Here is a 26,154-nt window from a genome sequence, read left to right on the forward strand (position 1 = left end):
CCGGAAGTAGCCCAATTTATAAGGCTACTATTTTAAAACGCATCACATCGCTGCGTGAGAGGCATACATCGGATAGGTGAAGAACAATAAATGCACGCAGTTCAGCCCAAAATGGAATAACGTTGCAACCCAGAGCCTGCCGCTCCACATCCACGCCAGGCCGTAAATAATGCCGGAGAGGCTGGCAAAAATAATCAGTAGTAAACCGCCGCTATAATGCATCAGCCCAAAGATGACTGAGGCAATCAACAGCGCGACAACAGGATGAATAATCCGGGACAAGCGTTGCTGCAGGTAGCCTCTGAACAAGGCTTCCTCGGCCAAAGAGACGAAGAAAATATTCGCAAGGGCAAATTGAGCGAACCATTCTGGCGCATGCGGCTCAATTCTCAGCCCACCTAATGCAACAGCCAGAAGTAACAGCGCGGGTATCGCAAGAATCAATATTCCCCATCCAACCTTGCCCGCTTTATAGAGGGGTTTTGCTACGAATAACGTTGGCATGCACGTGATTAAAAAGAACGGCACCACTGCCTTGTCCATATTAAAGTACATACTGAACGGTATGCTTTGCGGACCAACGACGACAGCATCCAGCACCCTGGGGTTATGAAAACCCGGGATCACATGTAAAACCAGCGCAACGGCGATGGCCACGCACAGGCCTTCGACCAGATATGTATATTTATTATTTTTATTCCGTAGCCATTCAACAGCAGACCAGCCAACAACGATGGTTGCAATAACCAGCAGCGCCGGGGCGTCAAGAATACTCTGTTTCCAGCCGAGAAATGCCGTTAATCCCAGCATCAGGTAAGCCAGGCTTTTATTAAGAGAGAGTGCGGCAAGCGAAGTTGCGAGTAGATACCACATAAATGTCCTTCATGACCGGTAAATTTTAGGGGTGATGTCCCAAATATGTCCCACAATGGAAATCAGGAGGATGTGAAGGAGGCATAACTCTATGAAATTAAATGGCCCTGTAGGATTCAATATTACTGAATAACTAGCTGATAATACTAATCAATAGACAATTCAACAAAAACACATACCCCCTAAAGTACCCCCATGTTTGTTTGCATGGGTACCGCGCCGGGTTTGCTTGTGTGCAATCCTTCGGTTTTCCTTTCGTGTCAATGTTAGCTTTTCCGAGAAGGCGTACATTTATCATTCAATGAGGAGAGCATAATTTGAACATATATTTGATGGATCTGAAAGAGGTATGCAGCACTGTTGGCTTCAAAAAGACGTCTATTTACAAGTGGATGAACACGGGTGAGTTCCCAAACGCTAGCAAGATAAGTAGTTCCGTAAGGTGGGTATCAACAGAAGTGGAAGCGTGGATCACTGAAAAAGTTCGAGCATCGAGGGAGTATAAGTAGCGGTAAGGTTAATTTTTAACTTCGCACATTTTCAACAAGTCCACGATTAAAGGAAATATATGCATGATGCCCAATGCAAGAACTAACCTTTCTGATGATTCATTCATTGACCTGAAGTACATAACTAACGATTCAGGGTTCACAGCTAAATACTTCTATTCACTAATAAAGAGGGCCGAATTCCCTGCCCCGATAAAGCTCGGCAGAAGTTCGAGATGGTTACTGAAGGATTATTTTGAATGGAAAGCCAGACATATTGAGAGAAGAGACGCGAGGCAGTGTCTCTAGTAAACTATAGCCCGGAAGCTTGGCATGAACACTGAGTAACCAGCCGCCACCGGTTCTTACATACGACAGGTGGCGGTCTATTACTCATTTCGGCTGTTCGGGCCAAGCAATGCTTGGCGCTGTTGACGTATCCACGTCCTCCAGCGCATCCAGATAATCCAGCCACAAATTGTATTGCGCCAGCTCATCACCTTTGAGCCGCCCGATAGCCGCCTTTCCCGGCCATTGTTTAATATTAATACTGGCGTTTGCCTGCCCGATAAGACGCATCTTTTCTGCATCAGCAGTAGCGATGAGCTGTTCCTTTATTGGGTCTGGTACTGCATCCCATGCGGGAAGTCCATCCTCACCAGCAACACGGTATTTGTCGGCATGGGTGACTGACGTAAATTCAAGGAAGCACTCTTCACTCACCTCCTTGCCATCATCCGGCCAGGAACCGGCCTCAACATAATCTTCCTTCATATCGACTGGATAGAAAGCATTGCTTTTTGCACTGTAGATATATTCTGACATTTCTATGCTCCGATGGCTTCCCAGGCAACAGTAACGGCCATTCCCTGCGTAATAGTTTTATTGGACAAATCAATTGCAATTGCCTTAAGCCTGATTTGTGTCGTTGAGATAGCTTCCGCTGTTGCAAAGCAAGGTGTGTTAGTTGTTGTTGCCGTGCCATTCGCTCGACAATTAAGAACGCCGTTAGGGAATGGGATAGCGAAGGTATCTAAAGCGAAATCTGTGCTCGCATTTGCGGCTGGGATGCTAATCGTTCCCCATTGGCGAATTTGACCCGATGGCAGCTTTTCATACCCTTTTGCTACTGCTGAAAACTGAAATGAACCCATATCAGGTATTTGACCGCTAGCCACACCTACATCACGAGTAGCTGCCGTTTTAAGCCCCAGATTTGTTCTTGCTGTTGTTGCATCTGTCGCTCCGGTGCCCCCGCGAGAAACAGCAAGAGGTATTATCTGACCACTGTTGTTGCTCGCCCCCCAGTCCCCTGAGTTTGTGATGAAGGTATAGGCGGCTGCGTTTGGTGAAGATGCTGTCGAGCGGGTGCTATCGGAACCGAATGCTGAAACTCCGAGGTTTACCCGCGCTCCCAAAAGCGTATTGGCACCCGTACCACCTCCGGCAACAGGTAACGGCAGAGGATTTCCTGCCGAGTCCTGTACTCCCCAGTTCCCACTATTTTCGACGTACAAAAACACGCCGGATGTAGGCGCTGAAACGGTCGTAATGGTGCTAGAAATATTAAACGCCTGCAAACCCAGATTAATTTTCGCAGCATTGACTGCCCCATCAGCCTTGATATCACCGAATGGGTTGTTTCGTGATAAATACTGCTTTGCAAACGCGCTTTTTAGCTTACTGGTAAACCCGGCAATATCACCATCATCGAGAACATTAAGGTTGGCGTTATCACTTACAAACTGAGCAAGAGCAGAGGCAATGAATGATGCCTGACGGATTGCTTTATTTACCTGAGCACTGCTCGCCTTTCCGCTGCTAAATCCTGTCAGTAACGCAGGGAGTGTCTCCCACTCATTCTGTGGGGTAACATTAGCGCCAGATCCGGTTGCAAACGGTTTAAATTCATTAGTAGCCATTAGAGTTTCATCTCCCATGCGCCGTCATTAAATCCGGCGATATATTCATTGTCTAAGTCGAAGCCAAAAAAACGATTTCCCACTGAGGGGGTTTCCACAGATAGTGTTTGAATATCACCAGCCCAAACCCCGGCCGCTTTTACCGTCAGATATCCCTGCTTTATTGCGGCAATCAGTTCCAGAGAAACATCCGAAATATCGGTTTCAGGAAACACCCACACAGAAACGGTCATGTCCTGGTTATCCACGATCTGCATCTTCAGGCCTGAGCCAGCAGTCGCAGCATCAAGGATGGGGGGCAGCGAATCATTGCGGCCGTCCCAGTTGTTGATGGCGATTTTTGCCTTCAGAACGATGCGGTAGGTGTCATCGCTCAGCGTCGTATAGCCTGCGTCAGGGTCATAAGGTCCTTGCCATACGCCCTGGTCATATCCGAGCCCTTCAGTGTCCCAGCTGAAATAAACACCGCTAATCGGCTGGCTGACTATGCGACTGCGACCAATCCAGAGGCCGAGCGTATCGAGCTGAACGCCTACGGCAGTATCAATGTCGAAAGCGCTTACCATCCCCCGGGTTGCACCGGTGATATCAATCAGTGGCCGCGTGCTCAGGTCGACGTGATCAAAAAACTTTGGCTTAGTGGCGTTATAGTTGGTGATTAAGTCCGTGTACTTGCTCATGACGTCACCGTTAGAACAATGTTTTCAGGCTTACACGACGCGGATTCGTTGTAGGCGATGATGATGTTTGCCGCCGCGACGCTACCAGCTGATTTGCCAATCAGCAGCTCCTGTATGTCGTAGTAGCGCGCGTTGCCACCACTCACTACACCTAGGCTCGCCGGAGAATAAATCCTGCTCAGCAGCACATCGTCGCCGATCGTCAGCCCGTTGATGTAATCTGCGACGGCCTGCTGAATCTGTACGCCAATTTGCGACGTATAGCCGGTGAATGCCTTCAGTGTGATATGCCCATAAATCGGGACGTCAGTAGACCGCGAGAAGCGAATCACGTGCGGGTTGCCGTAGGTGTCCGGTACCGTTACAGAAGTTGTCCCGTAAGTTGCCGTTCCCTGCCCTTTGTTCCCCCGGATTGTCTGGGCTATCTCGGTAACATCACCTCCATCAACGATGGCGGAAATGGAGTGAGGCGGCAGCCCGTTGCTGTCGGTTGTGCCAGTATCATTCTCGTAGAGCTTGTGACGTGTCACGCCATCAATATTCGCGATTGCGCCGTCGACGCCTTCAAACGGTGTGATCGATGGTAGCGCAACGCTTTGCCCCTGCCTAATGCGCAGCTCTGCGTCGGTTTCAGCTGGTGAACCGACAGTAGCCGCAGCCGGGTTGGTTACCGACACCCAGCCGCGAGTCGGAGTGTTGATAGTGGTAATAGTCCCGGCCATCGCCGCAACAGAACCGCTATTTGCACATGTGGCCGTCACCAGCACAGTACCGTCAACGCCGATCGCTACACTCGCTGGAAAATTCCAGATAATGCCGTTTTTATCCCGTGCGGAGCCATTCGTGATAGTCGTGCCCGCCGTACCGGTTAACAGAAGGTCAGCAGTAGAGTTTGTCGCTACTTTTCGCGTGATCCCGTTAATTTTCACATTACTGCTAAGCGCTGCGTCCTGCGCTGTCATAGGTGAAAACGAGTTGTAGATCTCAATAGCGGTATTGTTAGCGTCATGCACAGCAAGAGCCACAAGTGCGACCATTTGCCCGTCTTTGCTGTCTGGTTCGAGGTAGGCATCACTACCGTAAATCCGCCTGAAATAGCTGGTGAGTGTATCGATGATTGTCTGGTAATCAGGCGCACTAATCCCCTGGGCGGTTACCGTTGCCGATAGCCCCAGCGTGTCGAGGTTCAAAGCCATTTATGCCTCGCTTGTTACAGTCGTCTGGCCGTAGATTGTGTCAATGGATGAAGTGAAGGTGACGCGGCGGCTGGCGCCGTCATAATTGGTGTCGAAGGAAAGAATCGACAGAACGCCCGGCGTGTCCTGAATGCGTTCGCGTATAGCAAGGATGTAGACGTCTGATCGCTGCTTCCCAAGCACTGACTGAACATACGGCGTGCCTTCCGTCATATCGAGAAACCACTGACCGCGCCACAGCTCGAAACGGGTTTTTACGGCCTGGGCGACACACTCCGGGCTGTCTATAAGGAAGGTATCGTCACCTTGCCCGAAAGAGTAATCGCCGTCAGCATCTTCGCGACGGTATCGCATTATTGCGGCCCCCCAGTAGTTCCCCCGCCAGTCTGTACTCCGCCATGTTTATGCGTGGCGACACTGATACCAGAAGCTGTTACGTCATTCGTTACCGTCACCGGTCCGAGCATCGTCGCAGTACCACCGCTTTCGCCCATTCCCTGAAACAGGTTTCCGTTAATCGTTACGTTGCCGTTCAGCGTGATAGTTGGGGATGTGATTGTCGTTCCACCTTCAGCCGTAGCCGTAAGCTGGCCTGACGTTTTAATGGTGATGTTATGTCCTGCGGCTACCTCTACGAACGCCGCACCATCATCGGTTCGTAGCTGCGCGGCGCTGGTACTGATACCGCTGATTTTCTGCGCTTGCGACTGCGGTCCAACGATGGCAAACGCATCAGACAAGTCATGCTGGCGCGGGTCGACGGTCTCCTGAACGCCGCCGCTCTGCCACCAGAAATCGATGCAACGGTCGGCAAAAATCAGCAGGCACTCATCGCCTTCTTTTACCGGAAAGGTCAGCGTGCAACCGCCGCCGCGCGGAAAAATAACTGGCACATCCACCAGCGGTTTTAACTCAGTGGATCCATCGCCAACAATTCCGCAAAGCGCCACCTCTACTGTGCAGGTAACGCTGTCAGGATCGAACGACTGAATGATGGCTGGCATCGCTACGCGCATCTGGGTAGACACCGAATCGGCAATGGCCTGCGCGGTCTGCTGCTCACCGCCGATCTGTGATTGAGTTGGAATTGGCATAAAAACCCCATAAAAAAACCCGCCGAAGCGGGTTACTTATCTTTCTTAGAACCGTCACTAGTTTTACCTTCGGTAACGACTTTTCCAGGCGGCATTCGACCACTTATATCGAACGGAGGATTTTCATCATTTGCGGTTACTTTCCCGCTACGCCTGGATACATGAGATCCATCTTTCCTGTCATTCTTATTGGAGTCTTTTTTTTGCCACGACATACAAATCCTTATTTTTAGAGCTTAATAATAAACACCATCAAAATAAACACTGCGAATGATATGGCTGCAAAAAGAATCGCCTCATTCCCATTATGAATCATTCTGACCTTTTCTTTATGGAACTCATCAACTACAGCAGTAAAATCAGAATAGGAATTTGCAGCCCAGGTCAATGAAATATGTCTCGGATTGTTTATGAAATGCGTAGTCATATCCTCACCTGAAGAGGGCTTGATGAAATCTTTGGGAATCATAGCGCTAAATGCAAATCCCCATGAGCACATTGCAAAAATGAGGAATAAAATTATAGCCACCCAACAAATGCATTTCCATGGTGTTATTTCTCCAACAAAAATATCATTCCACCAATATCTCACTACTAAAAGTGAAACGGTAATGATGAAACTAAGAATACCAAGCATTTTTGTTGATTTGTCTTCGAGTCTGCGAATCGAGTCAACAGCCAATTCATATTGATCTTTTTGATAATCATATAGTAATTCAGCGCGCTCGATATACTCGTCCAAGACATCTTGATCGTTGGTAGTTACGGCCATTACATCACCTTCACGCAGTCGTATGTTGCATACTGACGCGGCGCGTCCATACTGGTTTGCAACCACTGGGCATTGAGAATTACCTTGCCATTTCGATTAATGTACTCAAGACCAACCCATCTTCCAGGCTGATCGGTAGCCATACGCCAATCCATCTTGATATTGTTATAATCGTCTTTGTTTTTCAGGAAGGTGATTTTTTGCATTTCTGGCTTTGCGCCATTGATTCTGGCTAAGCCATCATCGGCCCAATGGATTTTAAAATCACCACACTGCTGATCCGCAAAAGCAGGCACTGATATAAGCACCGCGAACACGGTAACAGTGCAAAGTAAATGTCTCACGGCCCCACCTCACTAATTAGTCGTCCCTTGCATAGCTTTCGGGCTATAAAGATCACGAGCGCCACGCGCAAAACACATCAAATCCATGTACCACGCCTGACCTCTGGTGTCGCCAGTATAGTCGATAGCTTTGACGATATAAACGCCATCCGTCGCAATGCTGGCAGCCTGTGACGTTGTACCGGTCAGCACGCGGTTGCCGTTCTCTTCTGTTTCGGTGATACGCCCGGGCGACTGTGCTATTTCGCTATTGCCAAGCGCGGCGCGGTACACCGAAGCCTGATCGAGCTGGATAAGACCATTAATACGGATGTTTGGGTTTATCAGGCACCGCACGTTTACTCCGCCGCCCATCGTTTGTTGCGGCATACCGATCAGGCCAGTATCGGCATTCAACACAATGGCTTCGTGAATATATTTATCCTCCGGCACCATCTGGACCTGACCATCCACCAGCTGCCATGTCGCTTTGCACTGCGCAGCAATATTATCCATCACGTTGCGGCTGGATGAGTAAATCGCGCGGCCACGAGGAAACACGGTATCAGGAAAATCACCGGTAATGCCCTGTGTCACGCCGAACGCGTTGAAATCCTGCATCGTCGCCCGGTGCAGATCCGCAACGGTATAACCAGCGGCAAGCGTGGTGATGGTGGTCGCATAGAGGAACGCTTCGTGATCACCAATAGCCTGAATCAACACCCAGGAATCGGTAATGTTGTCCTTCCCGGTGACGGTAAAGCGAATATCACCGTCAAAAATCAGGCCGTAGTTCTGACCGTTCACCTGCCCTATCAAGTCTGGTGAAATCTCCCGGGCGACGCCGACCTGGCTCGCATCAACATCCGGCGCTATACCGTCATACCCGGCAATGATGCGAATTTTGGCAAACTCCTGCCCCAGTATCTTGTTCGTGGTATCGGTCGAAAGGTTGTAAATTTTCACGTTTGCCACGCGCGGCCAGCGTGTATCTGCCCACTCGATCTGGAACGTGACCTTAAAATCTGACAGGGAAACGCCCTGCCCGTTCTGGTCCAACAGTTGCAGATCAAAATGGCGCATCCAGTTAAGAGACATTTCTACTCCTGTACGAAAATGAGATGGCTGTATGTGCCGAGGTTGGTTTTGGTGGGCTCGTCTGGTGCGCCCTTATAGGTCGCCACCACCAGCGCGCCATCAATGCCGAGCTGTGGATATTGCCGCAATAGGTTCACGCCGGTCAGGAGAGGTACGCCAGAAAGAAGCGCAGCACCGCCGCTATCCATCACGTCCATAATCCAGCCTGCCGCATCACGCCAGATGATCCTGAGCGTATACGTGGTATTGCCCAGCAAAACGCGAAACTGCTGGTTGTCAGGAGAAAGCGGTATTTCGTTAAACTGCATATCATCCCCCGAATGCTGATGTAACGCTTCCGCCCAGCTGGCTCAGCAAGGACTCGTTTGGAGGTGTCGTGGATTTCGTTCCAGAATTCTGCACCGCCGATGTGCTGACGCCATCCTGCATATCGGACTTATCAGCAACGTTAACGCTCTGCGTTTGCGACATAATCACTTCACGCAGGGTAAGCGTGCAGTTCAGCACGTTCTCGCTGGTTTTGTCCGTTGTCACCTCGATGGCGCGCACCAGCATATTGCTGTACACCCGCTTGCCAGTCACCACGTCGAACGGCACCAGAGAGGACTGGAGATCCAGCAGTTGCTGATAGGTCTCTTTGGGGCTCAGTCCGGCGCTGAGGCCGATTGAAGATGTATCAATGAAGTCCAGCAACGAACCGCCACCAGCGAAACCACATTCCATTGTGACTTCGCTGGGACGCTTATACGCATGATCGGCGATAAAACCCGAGGCGCTATTCGTTGTTGGCTTCTCCACCGGGTGCTCAGTAATTTCGAGCGCATCAGAATGCTTTTCGGAAACGACCACGCTGGGGAGCAGCAGGCCAATTCGCCGGGATTGCTGGCGAAAAATCGCTGATAAAATATCCATTATCTCGGTCCTGCGGGGAGTTGCTGGGTTAACTGTGAGTTCACACCCTTTTGACGGTCAACAGTCAAACGGGCAGCCTCGCGCGGATCGGAAACGCCGTGGATGTTAATGTTCGTTTCCTGCTGAATGACCGGGGCGCTGGTGGGCATATTGCTCATTACTTTCGGAATGTAGTTACGCGTTTCCTGCGGCATCAACCCCATGCCATAGCGCTGAACGTTGCCGATCCCCCAGTTATATGAAGCCAGCGCTTTGCTAAGGTCTCCGCCGTTCTGCCGTAACAACTGGCTAAGGTATTTAGCGGCTGCCTGTGCTGACTTCTCCGGGTCGAAAACATCATTCCCGCGCAGCCCCATGTCGCGCGCCGTCCCGTCCATGAACTGAAACAGACCTTTAGCGCCAGCACCTGAAACAGCGAACTGATTACCACCCGATTCGGTGATGGCCACACTACGCAGCAAACCCTCTGGAAGCCGGTAAAGCTGTTCCAGGTTGGTAAGCATCGGTTGCATCCATCCCAGCAGCTCAGAGCCCGCTTTGGTTGGCTGTGGCCGCTTTACTGACTGGCCGAGCTGTTCAGGGTCATCCTCACCAAACCAGCCGCGCACCGTTCGGCCTACGATGCGAGGATCGAATCCCCAGTGCTCTTTAATCCAGTCGGCGGTACCGTTGGCGCTGTCTGTTACCATCGGCATCGCTGAAGGATTTTCGCTGCCCTGATTAAGCATCTGTTTGCCGATGCTGGCGGCATCAGCCCAGCGGCCATCTTTAATGGCGTTAAGCAGGTCAGCGATCATGTTCAGCATTTTGCTGAACTCGCCCATCTGGTCGATAAAGTTACTGAAGTCCCACTTCAGGGACCATGATTTAGGGTCAATGTTGAGCAGCTTCGCCAGCGCTTTCGCCAGGTCGTTAACGGTCGTTTTAAGGTCACGAACCATCTTCAGCGCGGCGTCGACTTCCGGCTTCCACTTGCCCCAGTCAATCAGGCTGTCTCCGCCTTCCTTCCAGGTCTGATAGTCCTCCCACAGAAGGGCAATCCCCGCCGCCAGCGCGGTAATGAGGCCAATCGGTGACATCCAGAACGTACTGTTCAGAATGCGCAGCGCAATCGTCAGCGCGCCAAACAGCGAGATCAGCTCCCGCGTTTGCTTGTCGAGTGATTTCCACCAGGTAATAAGGTCTGATGTCCCTTCGATGAGCCGGAAGAACAGCCGCCCGATAATGTCCCCGAGCGCCAGAATGCCTTTTATGGCTTTCGTCAAGGTCTGCTCGATACGCGGGAAGTTTTCCAGGATATGACGGCGCAGCGTGTCCAGCGAACCCGCCAGGCCATCAGCAAGATTAGAGCCGATTTTGTCACGGGCCATGCCTGCCATCGCGCCGAACTCGCGCAGGGAGGTCATGAATTTGTTGGAGCTTCTGGCCGCCTCGTCAGCATTGAAGCCGATAGCCTTCGCCATCGCGCTGTACTGCCCGGAGAAACCACCGACACCCCGGCGCATCGCCATGAGGGTATTTTCGTCAATGCCCAGCATCTGCGCATACTGGTTAGCCCGGTAATACGGCATGCTGCTGAGCTTCTGGCCGACACCCGTAAAGATAGCGGCCATGTCGCGCATGTTACCGCTGGCGTCACGGGTCTGTACGCCCAGGCGATTCAGGAAGCCTTCCGCGCCGGGATTGTTACGCACAAACCGGGAGAGGCTTTCCAGAGAGGAGCGCGCCGCGTCCACGCTGCCGCCCACCTGCGAAACCGCATAGCCAATAGACTGAATCCCCTGAACCGTCGCGCCGGTGCGCTGTGACGCCCAGTAGAGGTTATCGAGCCCGGAAGCGATCTTAGCCGTAAAGGCCACCACGGTAAGCGCGGCACCTTCGACGGCCAGCCCCATTTTGATGGCGTTTGCGGTCGTGCCGGCGAGGACTGAATCGAACTTTTCCGCGCCTGCTTCGTCGATATCAAAACCGAGCGAGACGAGGAAATCTTTAATAGTCTCAGCGTTCATTATCCTCTCTCCATTTCTCTATACGGCGCTGGTTGTCAGCCTTAACGGCCAGGTGGTCATTCATCAGCGCGATATCGCACAGATCGACAGATCCATCCTTCAGCGCGTAATAAGGGATTAACCCGGCGTCAACCGGGTCAAGGAGATAAGACAGCCCGTCAGGCAGGCTGTTGAGGGTTAGCCCTGAGGCTGGTCCGCCGTCGCGCTGGTAGGGCTCACGGGCAAAAAATTTCCCAGCGAATCGGCGACCACCCGCGCCACCAGCTGCAGCATGGTCAGCAGGTCGATATCATCGAACATCAGCTGACCGCTGTTAAATACCAGCGTCCATCCGTCCATGTGCTTACGTGATACTACGGCCAGGCAAGGATGAATAATCGCGTTGGTGTCTTCTTCGGTCAGGGAAGACAGTTCCTCAGCGATACGCGGGAGCAGGGTTTCAAACACCGGTTTCAACTGATCGCATTTCACGGTGTCGATTTTGCCATCAGCAGGCAACAGGGAGCGAATGCTCCCGAAATCTGACATCATGCCCGCCAGCACCGGCAGCAGCTTACGGGTAACTTTCAGCTGGTCAAAAACGCTGAGTTTTGCCACGCGGTAATCGTGGCCTTTGATTGAGCATTCCATCTGTTAAAACTCTCCGAGTACCTGGTCGATTTTGCCGCAGTCAAACACCCAGGGCATCGTATTACCGGCCTTAGCGTTGGCGTTATCCGGCTGTTTCTGGAACGCCACGCTGCGCGCCGTGATGATGTCTCCGCTCACCTTGTTTCGGATCACAATGACGTTGTTTCCCCAGGTGCCAGAGGACTGACTCTGCGCGTTGTACGCCAGCGACAGCTTTTTGTTTGTCGGCGAGGTTTTCAGCAGGATGACGGTTACCGTGCCGCTTTTGTCCGCGTGCAGGCTGTGCATCACTTCGCCGTCAGCACCGATAGTCATGGTGTTTTTGGGGCCGCCCATTGCAACGGTGATCCCCTCCTCTGAACTTGCGGAACCGTAGCCCAGATCAATCTCGCCGGTCGGGCCGGAGAGGGACGCCGTAACGTCCATAAAAGAATAAGTAGCCATTCATGTTCTCCTTAGCGAACGACGTTGATCTGAACATCAGCGAAATGAACCGCACCCGCCAGCTTACAGGCCACCTGAATAACCGGTGCCTTACGCGCTTCGCGGTCTGCCTGCGCCTGCTCGGAAATCGGCTGCGCGTAGACGTAATAGCCTTTTGTCAACGTATCGCCGGAATCCAGTTGCCCGATCGGGCCGCCGTTCCATACACCGGCAGCCACCAGCCCGTTTGTGACAGACTGATCCATCGACTGTTCGACATTGGAAAGGAGGCGCGTAACGCCAGCATCGGTCTGTGGGACTTTGGTTGTGCTGGTGTAGAGCAGGTTATACAGGTTGGTCTGAACGTAGTTCTGCAGCCAGTCGAGCCCGTGGCGTTCATCGAAGAAATCACCGCTGGACATGACGCCCTGCTGCAGGATTGCCGTATCGTTCTGGTAGTACACAAACACGTTGCAGTTCTTGGCATCCAGCGCCGCCGCCTGATTGGTGGTCAGGGTTTCATACGTGATCCCCAGCTCCTGTTTGAACTTCAGGGTAATGGTGGTGTTGCTGCCGTTGAAATTCACGGTAAACGCGCGGCCAAACGCCGACAGCGCGGCGTACTTGCTGCTGGTGGAATACTGCACAAACGTGCGAGCGTATTTTGCAGCCTTCAGCTTGTAAGCCAGATCGGTAGTCGATGTCGCATCAACTGAGGCCGGGTCTGCAGTGGTAATCGCCAGAATGCGGCTGAGACTGGAAGCCTCGATCGCTGCGGCCACACTCAGCCAGTCGGCATCGTCGATATCTTCATCGTCAGCCACGGCCAGGCCATACCAGTTCGTGTAATTCAGTAGGGCGTTCACGGCCTGCAGCAGCGTTTCCGTCGAACCGCTTTCAGCCGATGCCAGCGTTTTCGCCCAGCGGCCGACATATACCTGCTGAGGCTTCGGTGATTGCGAGAAATACACCGTAGCGGCTTCATATTCCGGGCTATCAACACCGAAATCTGTGCCGATATCTTCGGGGGATGAGTAAAGGCGAATACGCTCAGTAACCGGGATAACCGTTGAGCTCCCGAGAATGAGCAGCGAACCAAAGTTTCGACCAGTAGCCGCACGCGGCCCAATGATCACGTCGACATTAACGACGTTTGATACAGGTAATCCCTGCGGCATAATTTAGTCTCCGAAAAATGAGACGGGCGCATCTTGCAGCGTCCGGACGTTATAGGTACGAATGTTTTTGCGAGAAAGCGTAATGGTGAGGTCGTATCGCCTCACCCACTGGTTGTTAATGAGCTCTGGCAGGTTGTAGATAGTCCCGGCATCCACCAGCGAAAGCCCCGAGCGATTCAGCTCGGCGTTGTTCTGCTCGACGAATATCCCCGCGCGGAAAGTTGATGCAATGTTGGCCCCCAGAGGGCCGCAAAAGCAGCAAATCACCGTGACCTGCTCCCATGTCCATTGCTCGGACTGTTCTTCCGAAACCTGAACATCGGACTGACTTAACGGCTGGGGAACAGTAGTGATACCGAAGGCGCACCACGTCGCCCCGTTGTTGGGGATCTGCGGCTGCGGGTCAGTCCATCGGGGGAAAACAAGCGCAGCCGGCAGGCCAGAAACACCACGAATCCACCGGCTGATTTCACGCTCCAGCGCCTCGTCGTATTGGGGGAGATCCCCAACAGGCGTCAGATAACCGCGCGCGGTGCTGTCGTTACTCAACTGGCGTCCCTCCGTTAAAGTCCACCAGCTCACAATGTGCCTGGACGAATCCGGCACCGTAACGGGTGTACGGGTCGACGAACGTCACGCGATAGTCGCGTCCGCTATAGGTCACGATATCTGCATCAAGTCGCGGGGAACTGTCTGAACCGGGCTGGCCCTGGGTTAATCTGAACTGCGTCACGATGAGGATCGCGCCGCTTATGTTCTGGCCTGCTTCCATTCGCCTGGCTTCCAGGGAACGGTCAACCGTCACCACGCCAGAGAATGGAATATCCTGAGCGGTGTTTTTCGTGAAATTGTCCTCATCCACCGTCTGAACCTGCCGGTGACACACCAGACTGGTGTCCATGAAGTCGGGATCGAGAAGAACATCGCTCACATCGAGAAGAGGCATTATTTTTTCCTCACGACGTAGTTAATTGAGCGCAGCAGGTAACCGTGGGCATACAGCGGCTTGTCGCCGGGAATGCCTTCGGCGCGTCTGCGTTCGAGGGTTTTCTCAGAAAGAGGATGCAGTCGGTCGCCAGCACCGATAACAGCTTTTGCAGCATCACGGGCAATCTGCCCGGCGCTCTCCAGCTCACGCACTGCTGCTTCAGTCTGCCCCTCCAGCGCGGCGGTTGCCGCTGCCTTCAGGTGCGCAGTGGTTCGGGGTTTTGAATCCTCGATCCCCATATCCAGAAAAGGACGCGGAGGAAGCGTGACCGTCGTACCGTCGATTTCCACCGTTGCGCCCGTCGAGTGGAGGTAACCCAATTCCGCGTTATTAATCGGGGAGCCATCTTCACGCCCTGCCTTGTCCTCAGGTATTCCCACCAGCACATCCATTCCGGATAGCTGCCGGAGGGATTCCAGAACAGCCACGGCGTTATCAGCACGAACCGTTAACCCGCTTTTCATAGCAACTGCCTGCCACCAGCACCGAACATCGACCACCACCAGTAGAACTCGCGCCCGTAGGCGGTGCTGTTCCAGAAACCGGCATCCGGATCGATTACCCCGGACACGTCATAACTCACTGAAACCTTATCCACTGATTTAGAGGACACGACACCTGCTGCGCCGTTGCTGTTCACACCACCAGCGGCAGCGGCGGCCAGCGTGCGGCCGCGCAGCTCCGTATAGTGAGCCGTGAATAGTTCGGCCAGATAGACGAACTGATCGCCCTGTACGTCCTGATTCAGAAGCGAATCGGCCTGCCCCAGATAGAAATTCACTGAGGGGTCAGGGTAGCGTGTTTTGTCGGCGAACTCGGGAAAGTCGGTGCGGAACTGCTCGTTAGTCGGAAGCCTGCTGTTTTTTGGCATTTTTCGCGTCCCCGCCGGTGTTATCGGTTTTGTCTGTGCTGTCGGTAGGTTTACCTCCTGCTGGTGCCTGAGCGGCTGCCAGCTGCGCTTTCAGGGTGTTATTTTCTTCTGCCAGGAGAACAAGGCTCGCGGAAAGGTCTTCATTGCTCTGCTCGTTCGCCAGGTCGGCTTCGTCAATCGGGCGCGCATAGGCTTTAAAGGCCCAGTGGTCCTTAACTTCTTTCGGGAAAGAGGAACTGTCGTGGATGCCCTGAGACAGCTCAAATTTAGAACCGTCGGCAAAGCTGAGAGTCGCGTCACCGGAAACAACGTATTTCATGTTTTTGCTCCATAAAAAAAGGCGGTTTTCCCCGCCTGTTTCAGGTTAAGACGCCGGAACGTCCAGGTAAGAGATCGTATTGGAATACGGGGTTTCCACCTGGCCCAGCTTGCCGTAGTAAGTGGTCAACTGCTGCAGTCCGCGATACTCCAACGGCGTGTTCAGCAGAGGAACCATAGGGAAGCGAACGTATTTTTCGTCCTGGGTGTAAGCAACGATACGATGCGCGCCGCCAGCGCCACGCTTGGAGGCCCACTTCATGGAGACGATCTCCAGTGGTGTGCCGTTTTCCTGAAACGCGATGGTGTTAATCTTCACGTATTCCAGCACGGAGATATTCCCTGCAGAGGAAACCTTTTTGCTCGCCAGCAGGCCGAACAGCTCCGGCGCAAGGCCGATTTTTGCCGGGCAGACCGCATAACCAGAACGAACCCAGCCATCAGACAGCACCAGGTTGATATCCTGAACAATCACATCCGGATCGGTGGTTGCGGTCCACGCTGCAGCTGCAGCAACAGGAGTAACATCCGGCAGATTCAGCAGACCAGCAACGCCGAGCTCGTTATCACCGATATAAACCTGTTCGTCGGTGTCCATGTTCCACTTCAGCTTCATGCCTTCGTATTTCTGGACATCAACCGGACGGCCCAGTTTCTGGGCAGAAGCCAGTTCCGGCACCGTCCAGCTGATTTCCTGCCCCCACAAGGTGAGGTTGTTACGGGTAGGCTGAATATCTAGCTCGATACCAGGAATTGCAGTGGCTTTTTTACCGATCCAGTTTTTACCGTTAGGGTTTGGACCACCAACGCCGACGAAATCGGTATTAGTGAAGGATGACACTTCATCAGCGATAGAAATATCGCTGCGCAGCGGCATGTCGCGTGACCATTTGTAGGACACTAAAGGCATGTTCAGCGTCTGATCCATGCGCTCCAGTTCGCCGACCAAAAACGCGCCGGTGGAGTCGATGGTCGCTCTGTCAATTGTAAACATTAATTATTCCCTCAGATGTTATAAGCGATTTCAATACGGCCGTCGGCTTCACCCGGCCCCATGACCTCTGCATTTGGCAGCTGAGGTGTATTTGATGCGGTAGAGTCCGGAGACAGCACAAAGGAGCCAACCGGGCTTTGAGTGGTGCCACCAGCCACGCGAACGTAAACCGGATCGCCTTTTTTCGCGGTCGCCGCGTTGCCTGCGGTAGCAGTTACGCAGATGTAACCGCGTTTCAGGTTGTCACCAACCTGATTAGCCGTCACACCAATGTAAGCAAGGTCCAGAGCAGAGGTAATTGGGAACGGTCGAACCAGAATCCCTTTCACTTTGCTGATAGTGTCGCCTGACTCCAGCGGAACGAATTTATCGTTCACGTATTTACCTGGCAGCCCGTAGGACGCGAACTGCTTCGTGTAGTCCAGGCTTACTGGCTCGATGGTGAGATCACGAGGACGGGTAACGCCCCCGGCAATGCCCAGGGGCATGCGCGTTAAATATGCTGTACCTGCCATGATGATTTACCTTATTTGTTTTTTGCCCAGAATTCGGCGTTGACCTTGTTAAGTTCTGCCGGGGAAAGGTGTTTAGTGCTGATTCCGCTGTCAGTGGTGCGGGTAATGTTGTTCAGCGGTGTCAGCTGATTTTTCGCCTTATGCAGCGCCACAGCGGCAGTAAACACCGCGTCGACCGTAGCCTTTGGCGCTTTGTAGAAATCATCCACGCCAAACGATTTCAGGCTGTCACCGGTGCGCATTGCGTGATTCAGCACCTGACGTTTCAGACTTTTATCGCCTGCAGGCTGGAAGCCAGGGCAGATAATTTCCGCATCGGCGATCAGGTTGCGCTTAAAGGTTGCGTCACCCGTCACTTTGCGGTTTTCGTCTTCGTCGGTGGTCATATTGCCCGGGTCCGGATCACCATCGGTGGTTTTACCCTCCAGCTTTTCCAGGCGAACCAGCAGCGCTTTCGCCCAAGCTGGAATTTCTTCATCGTCCGTGCCGGTTTTGTCTTTGTTCGGATCAGCTTCATCCGTAGTGGTGCGGTTACCTTCAGGTAAGGCTGTTGTCTGTGAAGGAATGTTGATGGTGATAGAGGAACCGGGGATTGAAGGCATGCCATCAGACGGCATATCCGGCGCTTCGTCGATGAGTTTTGCCAGCGCATCCTCATCTTTCGTCTTAATGGCCTGAGCCAGTTTTTTAAGCCATGACATTACAGGCTTCTCCTTTGTTGTTGATGGGATGGAATCCCCGATTGCACAGCGGCCACCAGCACGCCCCCGGTCAATGCCGACTGCGAGGTGGTTACCTGTGATTTGGTATTGCTTGCCTTTGCCGGGTGCCAGCTGCTTGTACTGCGCGTCATAGCCACAGCTGACATCGGTCAGGCCAGAATTCACCGCGTCGATTGCTTCCTGGCGTTTAATCAGCACATCAGCAATGAGCAGATCCGATTTATCACCGGTGCCGCGCCGGACGTTCTGAATGTGTCCGTGCGCCAGCTCCGCGAAGTTAGAAGGGTTAACAAAAACAATGTTGCCCAGGCTGTCCTCTGGATGCCCCAGCGTGACGGCGACGCCCTCAAAGCTCGCCATCGTCTCCGGGGAAAACACCTCGTCTTCTGTTCGCCAGACCGTCACCGTGCCGGTGCCGTCCGGTTCGAGGTCGATTTCCTCAGGCAAATAGACCTGCGTCCCTGTTCGTGCGATCGGCACGTCTTTACACAGCAGCGAACCGTCCGCCGTCAGATAGCGCGTTTCGCCTAAGCGTGTAGTGAAGAAATATTTCATGGTTTACCTGCGAGATTGCGGGCAATAAAAAAGGCCGCACAGTGGCGGCCTCCGGTTTGGATGAACTCAGTTAGTCTTCGTTATCATCTTGATAATTTGTGGTGGGCGGCAATTTGAGCTTTGAGATCGCCTGTTCTATCTCGTCCCGTGAAGGTTCAGTTGCATAAGCAATCAGAAATACATTTTTATTCCCATCCTCCTCCAACCACACATATGTTCGAATTGGATATTGCTCGTATGTTCCAGCCTTCTGGCCTTTAGTAAAAGGCTGGGTATGTACAGTGCTCCCTGTCATTACCATGAGCTTTTGTGGGTTGCCCTCATCAGGGAAATAAATATAGAAGTCCATAACAATCGCCTCGTTGAGAATATTTCAGTCAATGTAACTTATTTCCTCGGAGGCGGCACGTGCACTTCCGGCCAGCATTCGCAGTTCGGCAAACATCCGGCGTGTCCGGTCATACCGTCCAGCGTCGGCGGGTTATCCCAGCGCACAAATTTATCTTTCATCTTGCGGTGAGAATCTCGCGTGCCGGCCCCCTCGATACGCCACCAGTAGCCCTCTGAGCCAACCGAAAGGGCTCTGGTCTGCGTTAGCGCGCCGGTAGCTCGTCCAATCTCTGTACGGGCAATCAGCTGCGCCCTGCTGGCGGCCACGTCACCGGAGGCCATGATCATCTCGTAGAGCTCGTCCGGACGTTCACCAGTGATAACCGCCTGCATTGCGCGCTGTTGTATGTCCATCACGCGATCGGCTGCTTCCAGCGGCAGTGACTTCATCAGCTGAATCTGGCGGTACACGATATCCTGCGCCACCTGCCCGACGGGGGTATTACCCACTACATCGCGCAGACCAGCGCCGATTTCCTCTGATACCGATTTCCACTGATTCCATTCCTCCTGCTCGACCAGGGCAAACATCCTTCGCCCGACCTGCTCTGCCCAGTCGCTGATTACCTCGGAATAGTCCACCAGCGTTTTCGAAATGCTGTCAGCGCTAGCCAGTGAACCATCGTAGGTACCATCGACGATCTGCCCTATCTGGTTTGCTATCGCCAACAGGCTTTTTCGATACTGGATCTCCGAACGACGGCGGAGGGATGGTTTCAGGTTCACCCTCCTCCCACTGGGCCTTCGCATCTTCTATGTCCTCGTCAGTGATAGAACCACCGATGCCAATCACATCAGAAATGTTCCTGAGGTCGTTAAGCGCTGCAGCAGGTGGCATCCCAAGGTCACGAACGGCGGTACCGAGTGCAGTAACCACATTGTTCGCCATCGTTGCGCGGTCCACGTCTGACATCTCCCAGAGCTTGTTAAACTCAAAAGTAAAATCGTCAGGTAGTGGTTCACCGAACAGAGAACGCCAGGAGATATCGAGCAGCCAGCGGATATGTCGGCGTAAGCGTCTCTCCTGCAGCGAATTAACCCGGCTGTAGTAGTTTTCCAGATCGCCGTCGCCGGTGTTGAAACCTGCAGGGGACTGCCCGAACAGTCGGACGAGAGGAATTCCCGTCGCGCCGGAAACCTGCTCAGCAAAGCGCAGAAGGACATCAGCGATACCCGCAAACGTATAGCTGTGGGTTTCGAATTTATCCTTACCATCCATGATGGTCATGCCTTCGATGGTCTGGAACTCACGTATCATGTCCAGGTGCTTCATCAGTGCCTTTTCAAGGTCGCCTCCGGTAGCAAGAATCTTGCGCAGGTCTTCAATGCTGTAGGTCCGCAGATGCGCTTTGTGGATCAGCTGTGTGGTGCCGACCGTCGCAGTATCAAACGCCTCGATACGCTCGAAAATACGCTCCACAACAGACATCCCCCAGCCGTTTTCCGTCTGGGCCTGCTGGAAAGGAAGCGTATCGCCCTCCATGCGGATAACGCGGCTATGGTGGATCTTCCAGGGGGGAATCCCCTGCTGGTTCGTGATTACCTTGTAATATTTCGGTTTCCCAAAATCGGGACCGTAATCGGTAACGAGATCGTAATAACTCGGGTTAATCATCCAGCGGTCAAGGCTCATCACGCCCTTGAACTGCCCCTCTTTGATGCGATCCAGTTTCAACGGGGAGGACATATCCTGTCCTTCAAGCAGGACCACCAGTACCGCGCCACCGTACAATCGTGACCATTTGAGGTTATCGTTAAGACCATCCCATATAGCGAGCTCATCCCAGAAAGTTTCGAGCTTGCCCTTTTGTCCGGGTTTCAGCTTTGAGCTGATGTTAATCCCCTTGCGGGTCATATCATCGGCCATCGCGTCCACACCGGCACCAACGAGGAACGATGAACGGTACGCAAATTCCAGCATCACCCTGTTACGGCTGATGTACCCGGGCATGTACATTCCGCCCGTCTGTATGTTTCTGGTGTCGCTGCCAAGTTTGGCCGTGAAATTGTTGTACCCGTCAGCTGTCGCAACGGGCTTTTGTGCGCCGTTCTGGCGTTTCTTACGGGACATGTCACGCTCCGGCCAGTTTGGCCCAATTATCAAGAGAGGAATCCATCGGCGCGTAGTTAATCATCACGGCGTCGGCGAGGTTCGGCGACTTGGTGCCGTCAGGCTGTTTATCAACAACGATTTTCCCCACGCCGTTAATGGAGTAGGTCGGCTGCGACAGCTCGATGATGAGTTTGTCTTTGCTCGCCATGGCGCTGCTGATTGAGATGATTTCATCCGGGTTGTAGGCCATGCCCTCAACCACGGCGCGATAGGTGTTCTGGAAAAGCTTGCGTAACCGCCACCAGCTCTGGGCCTTGGCGTTAGCGAAGAAGTCCTTGTTCAGGCGGGCGGCCTGTCCGTTGTCACCGCGCACCGCTTCGTCGTCCGGATCAAACACCGCGCCGCTACCGCGAAACGGTGTGGCGAGTATTGACGGTCGACGCGCAGCGTTACGCAGTTCGTTGATGGCGCGCGCATCGCCGCGAACGCCAGCGCCCAGACCGTCCTCGTCGAAGCGAAACTCTTCGAGGTTGTCCTGTTCGCAAAAGCCGAAGACCTTCTCAACGGACTGGTAAATGTCGCTGCCTACGCCGGACCATTCCCGCACGTTCTCCAGTAGGAAGCCGTGACGGGTCGAAAAGGCGTTTTTGTCCCGGCCTTCGTCGGCAACGTCCATCGCGCCCAGTCGTTTGCCCGTTGGTTGAATGCCCAGCTTAATATGAGCATCGACGGCAGCCTGTACCCAGTCGGACGGGATCAGGACGCCTTCCGCTGATGCGCTGTAGTTCAGGTCAAGTTCCTGCGCCACCACCACCGGATTGTCGATTTTCTCGCATTCCCTGCGATACCACTCTTCATCCTTGCGCGGGTCATTTCGCCAGTGGAATGTGAATACCGGTATCTTTCCGCCATGACGCTTCTGCGCGAACGGGTTCGCCATGCCGTTAACCGAACTCAGGTCGATACGGCAGCGGGTGGTTTGCGACAGCGCCGCGTCAATCAGCAGAGGACGCTGGAGGAATGCAGCCTCATCCACCAGGTAGAGCGTGGTACGGTCACCACGTCCGATATTGTCGCCAGCTTCGCCTTTGATGACCGCGCCAGTATCGGGAAACTCAACGCGCATGTACGGGGCGTGCTTCTTCTCGTCCCACGAACCGCGAAACTCGATGGGCAGCGTTTCCACGAACTTGCGCGCCTTCCAGAACAACGCCTTCGGGTCACCGGTACTGTCGACGTATTCCTCTTTACGGGAGCCGAAGCCGATGACCATTTCTTTGTTGAAGAGGCAGAGCGAGCAGGCTAACCCGATCGCCGTCCAGCTGAGTCCCATTTCGCGACTCTTTTCGGTAATGCCGTTCTCCAGCCGTTCGCGACGCTCCATGATCCAGTGAATCCACTCTTCCTGTTTCGGAAACAGCAGAAAAGGGATGGTGACCGGCAGGCCATAATCGATGTTACGCGGGTCAGTAGTCATACCCCAGTCGATGATGAACTGTGCCGGGTTGGTACGGTAGAACTGCTTCAGAGTTGCCAGCATGGAGGGGTCTTTGCGGATTCTCTTGAGTCGCTCCATTCGCCATTCGAAAACCTGCACGTAGTCAGGTTTTTTGAAATCAAAAGGAAATGGCAAAGGCATTATTGAAGATTCCTAGTTTCGAACTAAACTACAAAAAAAACCTTAGTTGAAAAGGTTAGATTTAATCTCTCTAAAAATTCACCCTCTTTGAATTTCACATGGATAACAGTCCACCAAAAGCTCACACATCCGCGTAGATGAGTGGGATTTATTATGTCAATTATTCACGAGGAAATTCCATGAGTAAATATGACTACGAATACAGTCTAATTGGTACGATAAACCATTCACTTGTTGAAGGAACGGGAACGGGAATAATCAATACTGATACCGGAGAGTTCATAGCCGACATTAATTTTTCCAGAGTCCCAATGCATTGGGACCCTGCCTTTAATTTTCTAATGACTGATACAACGCAACCTTATACTGTGAAAGAGGTGACTGGGATATCTCTACGATCAATAGCTCCCGATGGTTATTCTGTTAACTGGCGTGGAGCATATCTCTATGACGCATCAAATAGAATTGTTGGACATGTAACCGCATCTTCAAAAACTGAAATCACAGGTAATAAAATTAGAATGCATAGTGAGATTCATGACTCATGGGTATACTTGGCACCGGATGAAAAAATAGTTGAGATAGAGACACCATACAGAGCCATGCTTATGGACATGGAACATGTTAACATTATGACGGCCGCATACTGTGTTAAAACGGATAAAGGTAACATGTACTGGGGATGGACAACCTACCCCTACATTGTACCCACAAACAAAACCATACATCACAATCAAATAATAACAATTGAGCATGTCGAGCTTAGTCAGAAACGTCAATTAAACGGTCAATCTCAGATATCTTACAATAGAGTTTCTCGGATAGATAAATTTTAATTTTGATATGCTGGGGCAATAGCAATACTTATAGCTATTACCCCATCATTTTCTTATACGCCTCAGCTGCTTGCTCAGATGTTAAGTTAGTTGTTTCAATTCTGACAGGGCCGCCATCCGTGCCAGTGCTCTCAACTTTCAGCTTATTAGTGTAAGCGTCGCCAACCTCTTTCGCAGCTTGTTCAATCAGTTGCGCCGTAAGGGAGAAGTTTTTCATCCCCTCGGTTTTGGTTGCCATGCGGTCAAGCACGCGGAGGCGATAGGATTTGTTCGCGATCGGAATATCGCTGGTTTCGATCAGGAATCGCTCACGAGTCGCATTGAATATTTCGATCCACTTTTTGGCGAGCGTCTTACCACTGGCCTTTGTAGGGTCGTGAGATTCGGCCTGCTGCCGGGTTATCTTGATACCGAATTCTTTTTGGACAGCCTCTACCACTTGCGAAGGCGTGTCATAACACGCAAGCGACTGAACAATGAAGGCTTTCACATCAGGTTTTAAAGCAGCCATAAATCACCATTCGTATTATACAGTCCAGTGTTAAGCCAGTCGCAGCATGCACGTCCCGCACGCTCTGGCAATATCGATATGAGCAACCTCCGCTGGCTGATTCGCTGCATCAATCATTTCCTGCACGTCCCGGCTCGCACCGTAACGGCGAACCACGCCCACAAACTCTTCCACATCGTGGCCGCGAAGTGTAAGCACTTGCTGCCCGGTCTCTTTGTTGAACTTAGGCGCGCCGAAATCATCGGTGGCCTGGGCGATGTGATAAAGCTCGTGCTCTACCAGCGCGCAGAACTCGAGGTCACTGCATTGTGAGCAGTAATCAGCGGCCAGAGTGATGATGAACTTCGGGATGCGCCCGAACCATTCATACATCTGCTGTTCCATTCTGGCCTTCTGCCGTCCACCGGCGCGTAGCATCACCTGTTCGGCCTGGCCGAGAACGCAGCGCCCTTTCTTCACAAATGAGCCTGACGCCCACATGAAGCAGAGATCAGCTTCAAGCAGGTGTTCGTGGTCAGGGTTGTGGATGCTTCCGGAATCGCTGAGGATTTGTCGGCTTATCCACTCATTCACTTCGTTAGCGGGGATCTGCCGGGTGTACGGCTGCCAGTTGTCGGAGGCGATGAAGTTAACTGGCGGGTATGGTCTGCAACAATCATAATCACCCATGGCCGTCTCCGATATGTAAAATCATTGAGATACTGAGCTATTTTTGCGTTTATTATACTGAATATAATCCATTGATTTTCCATCACATGATTGAATGAGATTAAACATGCCTTACTGCTTACTATGCCAGTCAACAACTGTCCAGGAATGGAGCTTCAATGCAAAAACGACAAACAGCGCTGTTACTTTTTCCTCATGCCCATCATGTGGAGACTATATTTATGAAGACAGCATCAAAACAATCCTCACCCCTCTAATGAGATCTCAGTTTTACCAATTCGTTAAGAACAACGAATCAATAAAACCGGAAATTATCCACCTTTACCTCAAACCATTAGTCCAAATTGTGAGATAGAAACTCAGCTTAGCTTATGCCGCTAGCTCGTCTCGGTCGCTAGCGGCACAAAGCCATTCATCAGTTCAGGCTGACGTCGAGCCATCTTGCCCGTGAAGGTTTCACCTGTTTGGGTGGTTAGCGTGAATTGGTAGATGTCGGACATTGAGAGCCTTACTATCCTCTCTAGGGATATTTGGTTGGTTATCCGCTTATGGGGATATTGCCATTACGATGAGCCGCCCCATGGTGATGGCAATAAAAAACCGCCCGCAGGCGGTTTGGGATCATCTTCTGATTAGACTCTGTTGAGATTAACAATTGTCACTTCTGCATCAGGATGAAATTGTCTGAAATGCCAAAGAATTGCATCCAAGGCACCTTCAGGAGTGTCGTAGCCAGCAGCACCATCGGATGGGAATATGCCTGAGTCTTTTTCAAGCTTACCCTCTTTCAAAATTTCAACACAATAAAACCATTTGCTCATTTATGTCTCCTTTGCGAGCTCAACAGCTTAATTGAAATAAGGTCATTATCAAGCCCCCCGGAGATGAGCTTTGGAATGGAAAGCCGTTGTGAAAGTGGCTCTCAGTATGCCCAGCCAAATTTAAGCTCAATGGTCAGGCAGCAAGGGTGTGCTGTTCTTCGATAAGCGGCTGGCGATGGTTGCGCTCAAACATACCGCGTAGCACTTCTTTCCTCTGCTCAAAGTCCCACCCCATGCTGATGAACACGGTGTTAGCACGCTGTAGTTCGGTAATGCAGTGGATCTGCTCAGGAGTAAGGTAATCACGGATCGGCTCCTTCTTATCGATGTCGTGATGCACTCGAAATTTTGCTGCTGTCATGCCAAGCGTCAATCGGTTGATTAAGTCGGCTTCATTGCTGAAGTGATGTGGAGCTATCTGCTTGCCTTGAGCCTCTCGCTCATGTTTGATGGCATCAGTCATGGGTTTGTACTCAAGGCGAGCTGAATTGCGATCCATCTTCTTCTTCGCCAGCGCGCTACGCATGTTGAAGAATTCTGCGACCAGGCGCTTTTTGAACTCTCGAACTGACCTGCCCCCAGTGTTAGATACAACTATCAGTTAGTAATGTCGGTTTGTTTACCTTCACATTTTTCATTTCGCCACCGTGCTGCAAACTCTGATGGCGTCTGAT

The 26,154-nt window shown here is 52.2% G+C and carries 34 protein-coding genes and 2 pseudogenes; 2 read left to right on the forward strand and 34 right to left on the reverse strand.

Annotation, left to right across the window (positions count from 1 at the left end):
- Positions 1-42: 42 nt before the first annotated feature.
- The gene (locus tag ACOTZC_RS18210; protein ID WP_047173836.1) at positions 43-873 is read right to left on the reverse strand and encodes a CPBP family intramembrane glutamic endopeptidase; all 831 of its coding nucleotides are present in this window, start codon (positions 871-873) and stop codon (positions 43-45) included.
- A gap of 332 nt (positions 874-1,205) precedes the next feature.
- On the opposite strand from ACOTZC_RS18210, the gene ACOTZC_RS18215 reads away from it, so the two are divergent.
- On the forward strand, positions 1,206-1,382 hold the full coding sequence (locus ACOTZC_RS18215) for a helix-turn-helix transcriptional regulator (protein WP_421635938.1): 177 nt from the start codon (positions 1,206-1,208) through the stop codon (positions 1,380-1,382).
- A gap of 372 nt (positions 1,383-1,754) precedes the next feature.
- Here ACOTZC_RS18215 and ACOTZC_RS18220 read toward each other — a convergent pair whose 3' ends face one another.
- The 29 genes and pseudogenes from ACOTZC_RS18220 to ACOTZC_RS18360 form a co-directional block, all read right to left on the reverse strand.
- Positions 1,755-2,186 carry a tail fiber assembly protein gene (locus ACOTZC_RS18220; protein ID WP_421635913.1) on the reverse strand — a complete coding sequence of 144 codons (432 nt, stop codon included), beginning with the start codon at positions 2,184-2,186 and terminating at the stop codon, positions 1,755-1,757.
- A gap of 2 nt (positions 2,187-2,188) precedes the next feature.
- Complete coding sequence (locus tag ACOTZC_RS18225) at positions 2,189-2,515, reverse strand: gp53-like domain-containing protein (RefSeq protein ID WP_421635939.1); 327 nt, start codon at positions 2,513-2,515, stop codon at positions 2,189-2,191.
- 423 nt (positions 2,516-2,938) lie between these two features.
- Positions 2,939-3,283, reverse strand: a pseudogene (locus tag ACOTZC_RS18230) (hypothetical protein); the annotation flags it as partial.
- Positions 3,283-3,963: a DUF2612 domain-containing protein gene (locus ACOTZC_RS18235; protein ID WP_421635914.1), complete on the reverse strand. Its 681-nt coding sequence runs from the start codon at positions 3,961-3,963 to the stop codon at positions 3,283-3,285. The pseudogene ACOTZC_RS18230 and the gene ACOTZC_RS18235, both read right to left, overlap by 1 nt.
- Positions 3,960-5,159 (reverse strand): baseplate J/gp47 family protein, encoded by a 1,200-nt coding sequence (locus tag ACOTZC_RS18240; RefSeq protein WP_421635915.1) that lies wholly within the window; start codon positions 5,157-5,159, stop codon positions 3,960-3,962. The genes ACOTZC_RS18235 and ACOTZC_RS18240 overlap by 4 nt, the downstream gene beginning before the upstream one ends.
- The gene (locus ACOTZC_RS18245; protein WP_421635916.1) at positions 5,160-5,513 is read right to left on the reverse strand and encodes a hypothetical protein; all 354 of its coding nucleotides are present in this window, start codon (positions 5,511-5,513) and stop codon (positions 5,160-5,162) included.
- On the reverse strand, positions 5,513-6,253 hold the full coding sequence (locus ACOTZC_RS18250) for a phage baseplate assembly protein V (protein ID WP_421635917.1): 741 nt from the start codon (positions 6,251-6,253) through the stop codon (positions 5,513-5,515). The genes ACOTZC_RS18245 and ACOTZC_RS18250 overlap by 1 nt, the downstream gene beginning before the upstream one ends.
- A gap of 229 nt (positions 6,254-6,482) precedes the next feature.
- Complete coding sequence (locus ACOTZC_RS18255; RefSeq protein ID WP_421635918.1) at positions 6,483-7,025, reverse strand: hypothetical protein; 543 nt, start codon at positions 7,023-7,025, stop codon at positions 6,483-6,485.
- Entirely contained in the window at positions 7,025-7,369 is a 345-nt protein-coding gene (locus ACOTZC_RS18260) for a hypothetical protein (RefSeq protein WP_421635919.1), read from the reverse strand. Before ACOTZC_RS18260 ends, ACOTZC_RS18255 begins: the two co-directional genes overlap by 1 nt.
- Before the next feature lie 12 nt (positions 7,370-7,381).
- Complete coding sequence (locus tag ACOTZC_RS18265; protein ID WP_421635920.1) at positions 7,382-8,446, reverse strand: hypothetical protein; 1,065 nt, start codon at positions 8,444-8,446, stop codon at positions 7,382-7,384.
- A gap of 2 nt (positions 8,447-8,448) precedes the next feature.
- On the reverse strand, positions 8,449-8,754 hold the full coding sequence (locus ACOTZC_RS18270; protein WP_421635921.1) for a phage baseplate plug family protein: 306 nt from the start codon (positions 8,752-8,754) through the stop codon (positions 8,449-8,451).
- Between the two features lies 1 nt (position 8,755).
- On the reverse strand, positions 8,756-9,358 hold the full coding sequence (locus ACOTZC_RS18275) for a phage baseplate protein (protein WP_421635922.1): 603 nt from the start codon (positions 9,356-9,358) through the stop codon (positions 8,756-8,758).
- Entirely contained in the window at positions 9,358-11,367 is a 2,010-nt protein-coding gene (locus ACOTZC_RS18280; protein ID WP_421635923.1) for a transglycosylase SLT domain-containing protein, read from the reverse strand. Before ACOTZC_RS18280 ends, ACOTZC_RS18275 begins: the two co-directional genes overlap by 1 nt.
- Positions 11,357-11,521, reverse strand: coding sequence for a DUF6889 family protein (locus tag ACOTZC_RS18285; RefSeq protein WP_023229521.1), 165 nt, complete (start codon positions 11,519-11,521; stop codon positions 11,357-11,359). The genes ACOTZC_RS18280 and ACOTZC_RS18285 overlap by 11 nt, the downstream gene beginning before the upstream one ends.
- Positions 11,522-11,544: 23 nt before the next feature.
- Positions 11,545-11,997 carry a phage tail assembly chaperone gene (locus ACOTZC_RS18290; RefSeq protein ID WP_421635924.1) on the reverse strand — a complete coding sequence of 151 codons (453 nt, stop codon included), beginning with the start codon at positions 11,995-11,997 and terminating at the stop codon, positions 11,545-11,547.
- Positions 11,998-12,000: 3 nt separating this feature from the next.
- Positions 12,001-12,441 (reverse strand): DUF3277 family protein, encoded by a 441-nt coding sequence (locus ACOTZC_RS18295; RefSeq protein WP_421635925.1) that lies wholly within the window; start codon positions 12,439-12,441, stop codon positions 12,001-12,003.
- Positions 12,442-12,452: 11 nt separating this feature from the next.
- Positions 12,453-13,598 (reverse strand): DUF3383 family protein, encoded by a 1,146-nt coding sequence (locus ACOTZC_RS18300; protein WP_421635926.1) that lies wholly within the window; start codon positions 13,596-13,598, stop codon positions 12,453-12,455.
- A gap of 3 nt (positions 13,599-13,601) precedes the next feature.
- Positions 13,602-14,147: a phage neck terminator protein gene (locus ACOTZC_RS18305; protein ID WP_421635927.1), complete on the reverse strand. Its 546-nt coding sequence runs from the start codon at positions 14,145-14,147 to the stop codon at positions 13,602-13,604.
- Positions 14,140-14,544, reverse strand: coding sequence for a hypothetical protein (locus ACOTZC_RS18310; RefSeq protein ID WP_032666025.1), 405 nt, complete (start codon positions 14,542-14,544; stop codon positions 14,140-14,142). Before ACOTZC_RS18310 ends, ACOTZC_RS18305 begins: the two co-directional genes overlap by 8 nt.
- A complete protein-coding gene (locus ACOTZC_RS18315) occupies positions 14,544-15,050 on the reverse strand; it encodes a hypothetical protein (protein ID WP_023150226.1) in 507 nt (168 codons plus the stop codon). Before ACOTZC_RS18315 ends, ACOTZC_RS18310 begins: the two co-directional genes overlap by 1 nt.
- Positions 15,047-15,457: a DUF4054 domain-containing protein gene (locus tag ACOTZC_RS18320; RefSeq protein WP_421635928.1), complete on the reverse strand. Its 411-nt coding sequence runs from the start codon at positions 15,455-15,457 to the stop codon at positions 15,047-15,049. The genes ACOTZC_RS18315 and ACOTZC_RS18320 overlap by 4 nt, the downstream gene beginning before the upstream one ends.
- On the reverse strand, positions 15,429-15,776 hold the full coding sequence (locus tag ACOTZC_RS18325; protein ID WP_421635929.1) for an STY1053 family phage-associated protein: 348 nt from the start codon (positions 15,774-15,776) through the stop codon (positions 15,429-15,431). Before ACOTZC_RS18325 ends, ACOTZC_RS18320 begins: the two co-directional genes overlap by 29 nt.
- Before the next feature lie 45 nt (positions 15,777-15,821).
- Positions 15,822-16,769, reverse strand: coding sequence for a DUF2184 domain-containing protein (locus ACOTZC_RS18330; protein WP_016247459.1), 948 nt, complete (start codon positions 16,767-16,769; stop codon positions 15,822-15,824).
- Between the two features lie 11 nt (positions 16,770-16,780).
- Positions 16,781-17,284 (reverse strand): structural cement protein Gp24, encoded by a 504-nt coding sequence (locus tag ACOTZC_RS18335; protein WP_047345209.1) that lies wholly within the window; start codon positions 17,282-17,284, stop codon positions 16,781-16,783.
- Positions 17,285-17,295: 11 nt separating this feature from the next.
- Entirely contained in the window at positions 17,296-18,561 is a 1,266-nt protein-coding gene (locus tag ACOTZC_RS18340) for a DUF2213 domain-containing protein (RefSeq protein WP_421635930.1), read from the reverse strand.
- 70 nt (positions 18,562-18,631) lie between these two features.
- Positions 18,632-18,910, reverse strand: coding sequence for a hypothetical protein (locus tag ACOTZC_RS18345; RefSeq protein WP_421635931.1), 279 nt, complete (start codon positions 18,908-18,910; stop codon positions 18,632-18,634).
- A gap of 38 nt (positions 18,911-18,948) precedes the next feature.
- Complete coding sequence (locus ACOTZC_RS18350; RefSeq protein ID WP_421635940.1) at positions 18,949-19,482, reverse strand: phage minor head protein; 534 nt, start codon at positions 19,480-19,482, stop codon at positions 18,949-18,951.
- Positions 19,483-19,558: 76 nt separating this feature from the next.
- Positions 19,559-21,022 carry a DUF1073 domain-containing protein gene (locus tag ACOTZC_RS18355; RefSeq protein WP_421635932.1) on the reverse strand — a complete coding sequence of 488 codons (1,464 nt, stop codon included), beginning with the start codon at positions 21,020-21,022 and terminating at the stop codon, positions 19,559-19,561.
- 1 nt (position 21,023) lies between these two features.
- Entirely contained in the window at positions 21,024-22,643 is a 1,620-nt protein-coding gene (locus ACOTZC_RS18360) for a TerL protein (protein WP_421635933.1), read from the reverse strand.
- 179 nt (positions 22,644-22,822) lie between these two features.
- Between ACOTZC_RS18360 and ACOTZC_RS18365 the strand changes: the two genes are divergently transcribed.
- Positions 22,823-23,479 carry a hypothetical protein gene (locus ACOTZC_RS18365; RefSeq protein WP_421635934.1) on the forward strand — a complete coding sequence of 219 codons (657 nt, stop codon included), beginning with the start codon at positions 22,823-22,825 and terminating at the stop codon, positions 23,477-23,479.
- A 37-nt stretch (positions 23,480-23,516) separates the two neighbouring features.
- On the opposite strand, the gene ACOTZC_RS18370 is transcribed toward ACOTZC_RS18365, so the two are convergent.
- The 4 genes and pseudogenes from ACOTZC_RS18370 to ACOTZC_RS18385 all read right to left on the reverse strand — a co-directional run.
- Positions 23,517-23,990 carry a DUF2280 domain-containing protein gene (locus tag ACOTZC_RS18370; RefSeq protein ID WP_421635935.1) on the reverse strand — a complete coding sequence of 158 codons (474 nt, stop codon included), beginning with the start codon at positions 23,988-23,990 and terminating at the stop codon, positions 23,517-23,519.
- 30 nt (positions 23,991-24,020) lie between these two features.
- Positions 24,021-24,659 (reverse strand): putative metallopeptidase, encoded by a 639-nt coding sequence (locus tag ACOTZC_RS18375; RefSeq protein ID WP_421635936.1) that lies wholly within the window; start codon positions 24,657-24,659, stop codon positions 24,021-24,023.
- Between the two features lie 632 nt (positions 24,660-25,291).
- Positions 25,292-25,480, reverse strand: a complete 189-nt coding sequence (locus ACOTZC_RS18380; RefSeq protein WP_248223222.1) for a hypothetical protein — start codon at positions 25,478-25,480, stop codon at positions 25,292-25,294.
- Positions 25,481-25,613: 133 nt separating this feature from the next.
- A pseudogene (locus ACOTZC_RS18385) lies at positions 25,614-26,051 on the reverse strand (hypothetical protein); the annotation flags it as partial.
- Positions 26,052-26,154 lie beyond the last annotated feature (103 nt).

This window comes from Enterobacter cloacae complex sp. SHL009 (assembly GCF_049237205.1).
Taxonomy (GTDB): domain Bacteria; phylum Pseudomonadota; class Gammaproteobacteria; order Enterobacterales; family Enterobacteriaceae; genus Enterobacter; species Enterobacter cloacae_M.

Excerpts from the sequence above, each read along its gene's own strand:
- ACOTZC_RS18210 (WP_047173836.1), bottom strand. The coding sequence starts at position 873 with ATGTGGTATCTACTCGCAACTTCGCTTGCCGCACTCTCTCTTAATAAA.
- ACOTZC_RS18215 (WP_421635938.1), top strand. The coding sequence starts at position 1,206 with ATGGATCTGAAAGAGGTATGCAGCACTGTTGGCTTCAAAAAGACGTCT.
- ACOTZC_RS18220 (WP_421635913.1), bottom strand. The coding sequence starts at position 2,186 with ATGTCAGAATATATCTACAGTGCAAAAAGCAATGCTTTCTATCCAGTC.
- ACOTZC_RS18225 (WP_421635939.1), bottom strand. The coding sequence starts at position 2,515 with ATGGGTTCATTTCAGTTTTCAGCAGTAGCAAAAGGGTATGAAAAGCTG.
- ACOTZC_RS18235 (WP_421635914.1), bottom strand. The coding sequence starts at position 3,963 with ATGAGCAAGTACACGGACTTAATCACCAACTATAACGCCACTAAGCCA.
- ACOTZC_RS18240 (WP_421635915.1), bottom strand. The coding sequence starts at position 5,159 with ATGGCTTTGAACCTCGACACGCTGGGGCTATCGGCAACGGTAACCGCC.
- ACOTZC_RS18245 (WP_421635916.1), bottom strand. The coding sequence starts at position 5,513 with ATGCGATACCGTCGCGAAGATGCTGACGGCGATTACTCTTTCGGGCAA.
- ACOTZC_RS18250 (WP_421635917.1), bottom strand. The coding sequence starts at position 6,253 with ATGCCAATTCCAACTCAATCACAGATCGGCGGTGAGCAGCAGACCGCG.
- ACOTZC_RS18255 (WP_421635918.1), bottom strand. The coding sequence starts at position 7,025 with ATGGCCGTAACTACCAACGATCAAGATGTCTTGGACGAGTATATCGAG.
- ACOTZC_RS18265 (WP_421635920.1), bottom strand. The coding sequence starts at position 8,446 with ATGTCTCTTAACTGGATGCGCCATTTTGATCTGCAACTGTTGGACCAG.
- ACOTZC_RS18270 (WP_421635921.1), bottom strand. The coding sequence starts at position 8,754 with ATGCAGTTTAACGAAATACCGCTTTCTCCTGACAACCAGCAGTTTCGC.
- ACOTZC_RS18275 (WP_421635922.1), bottom strand. The coding sequence starts at position 9,358 with ATGGATATTTTATCAGCGATTTTTCGCCAGCAATCCCGGCGAATTGGC.
- ACOTZC_RS18280 (WP_421635923.1), bottom strand. The coding sequence starts at position 11,367 with ATGAACGCTGAGACTATTAAAGATTTCCTCGTCTCGCTCGGTTTTGAT.
- ACOTZC_RS18290 (WP_421635924.1), bottom strand. The coding sequence starts at position 11,997 with ATGGAATGCTCAATCAAAGGCCACGATTACCGCGTGGCAAAACTCAGC.
- ACOTZC_RS18295 (WP_421635925.1), bottom strand. The coding sequence starts at position 12,441 with ATGGCTACTTATTCTTTTATGGACGTTACGGCGTCCCTCTCCGGCCCG.
- ACOTZC_RS18300 (WP_421635926.1), bottom strand. The coding sequence starts at position 13,598 with ATGCCGCAGGGATTACCTGTATCAAACGTCGTTAATGTCGACGTGATC.
- ACOTZC_RS18310 (WP_032666025.1), bottom strand. The coding sequence starts at position 14,544 with ATGCCTCTTCTCGATGTGAGCGATGTTCTTCTCGATCCCGACTTCATG.
- ACOTZC_RS18315 (WP_023150226.1), bottom strand. The coding sequence starts at position 15,050 with ATGAAAAGCGGGTTAACGGTTCGTGCTGATAACGCCGTGGCTGTTCTG.
- ACOTZC_RS18320 (WP_421635928.1), bottom strand. The coding sequence starts at position 15,457 with ATGCCAAAAAACAGCAGGCTTCCGACTAACGAGCAGTTCCGCACCGAC.
- ACOTZC_RS18325 (WP_421635929.1), bottom strand. The coding sequence starts at position 15,776 with ATGAAATACGTTGTTTCCGGTGACGCGACTCTCAGCTTTGCCGACGGT.
- ACOTZC_RS18330 (WP_016247459.1), bottom strand. The coding sequence starts at position 16,769 with ATGTTTACAATTGACAGAGCGACCATCGACTCCACCGGCGCGTTTTTG.
- ACOTZC_RS18335 (WP_047345209.1), bottom strand. The coding sequence starts at position 17,284 with ATGGCAGGTACAGCATATTTAACGCGCATGCCCCTGGGCATTGCCGGG.
- ACOTZC_RS18340 (WP_421635930.1), bottom strand. The coding sequence starts at position 18,561 with ATGAAATATTTCTTCACTACACGCTTAGGCGAAACGCGCTATCTGACG.
- ACOTZC_RS18345 (WP_421635931.1), bottom strand. The coding sequence starts at position 18,910 with ATGGACTTCTATATTTATTTCCCTGATGAGGGCAACCCACAAAAGCTC.
- ACOTZC_RS18350 (WP_421635940.1), bottom strand. The coding sequence starts at position 19,482 with ATGTTTGCCCTGGTCGAGCAGGAGGAATGGAATCAGTGGAAATCGGTA.
- ACOTZC_RS18355 (WP_421635932.1), bottom strand. The coding sequence starts at position 21,022 with ATGTCCCGTAAGAAACGCCAGAACGGCGCACAAAAGCCCGTTGCGACA.
- ACOTZC_RS18360 (WP_421635933.1), bottom strand. The coding sequence starts at position 22,643 with ATGCCTTTGCCATTTCCTTTTGATTTCAAAAAACCTGACTACGTGCAG.
- ACOTZC_RS18365 (WP_421635934.1), top strand. The coding sequence starts at position 22,823 with ATGAGTAAATATGACTACGAATACAGTCTAATTGGTACGATAAACCAT.
- ACOTZC_RS18370 (WP_421635935.1), bottom strand. The coding sequence starts at position 23,990 with ATGGCTGCTTTAAAACCTGATGTGAAAGCCTTCATTGTTCAGTCGCTT.
- ACOTZC_RS18375 (WP_421635936.1), bottom strand. The coding sequence starts at position 24,659 with ATGGGTGATTATGATTGTTGCAGACCATACCCGCCAGTTAACTTCATC.
- ACOTZC_RS18380 (WP_248223222.1), bottom strand. The coding sequence starts at position 25,480 with ATGAGCAAATGGTTTTATTGTGTTGAAATTTTGAAAGAGGGTAAGCTT.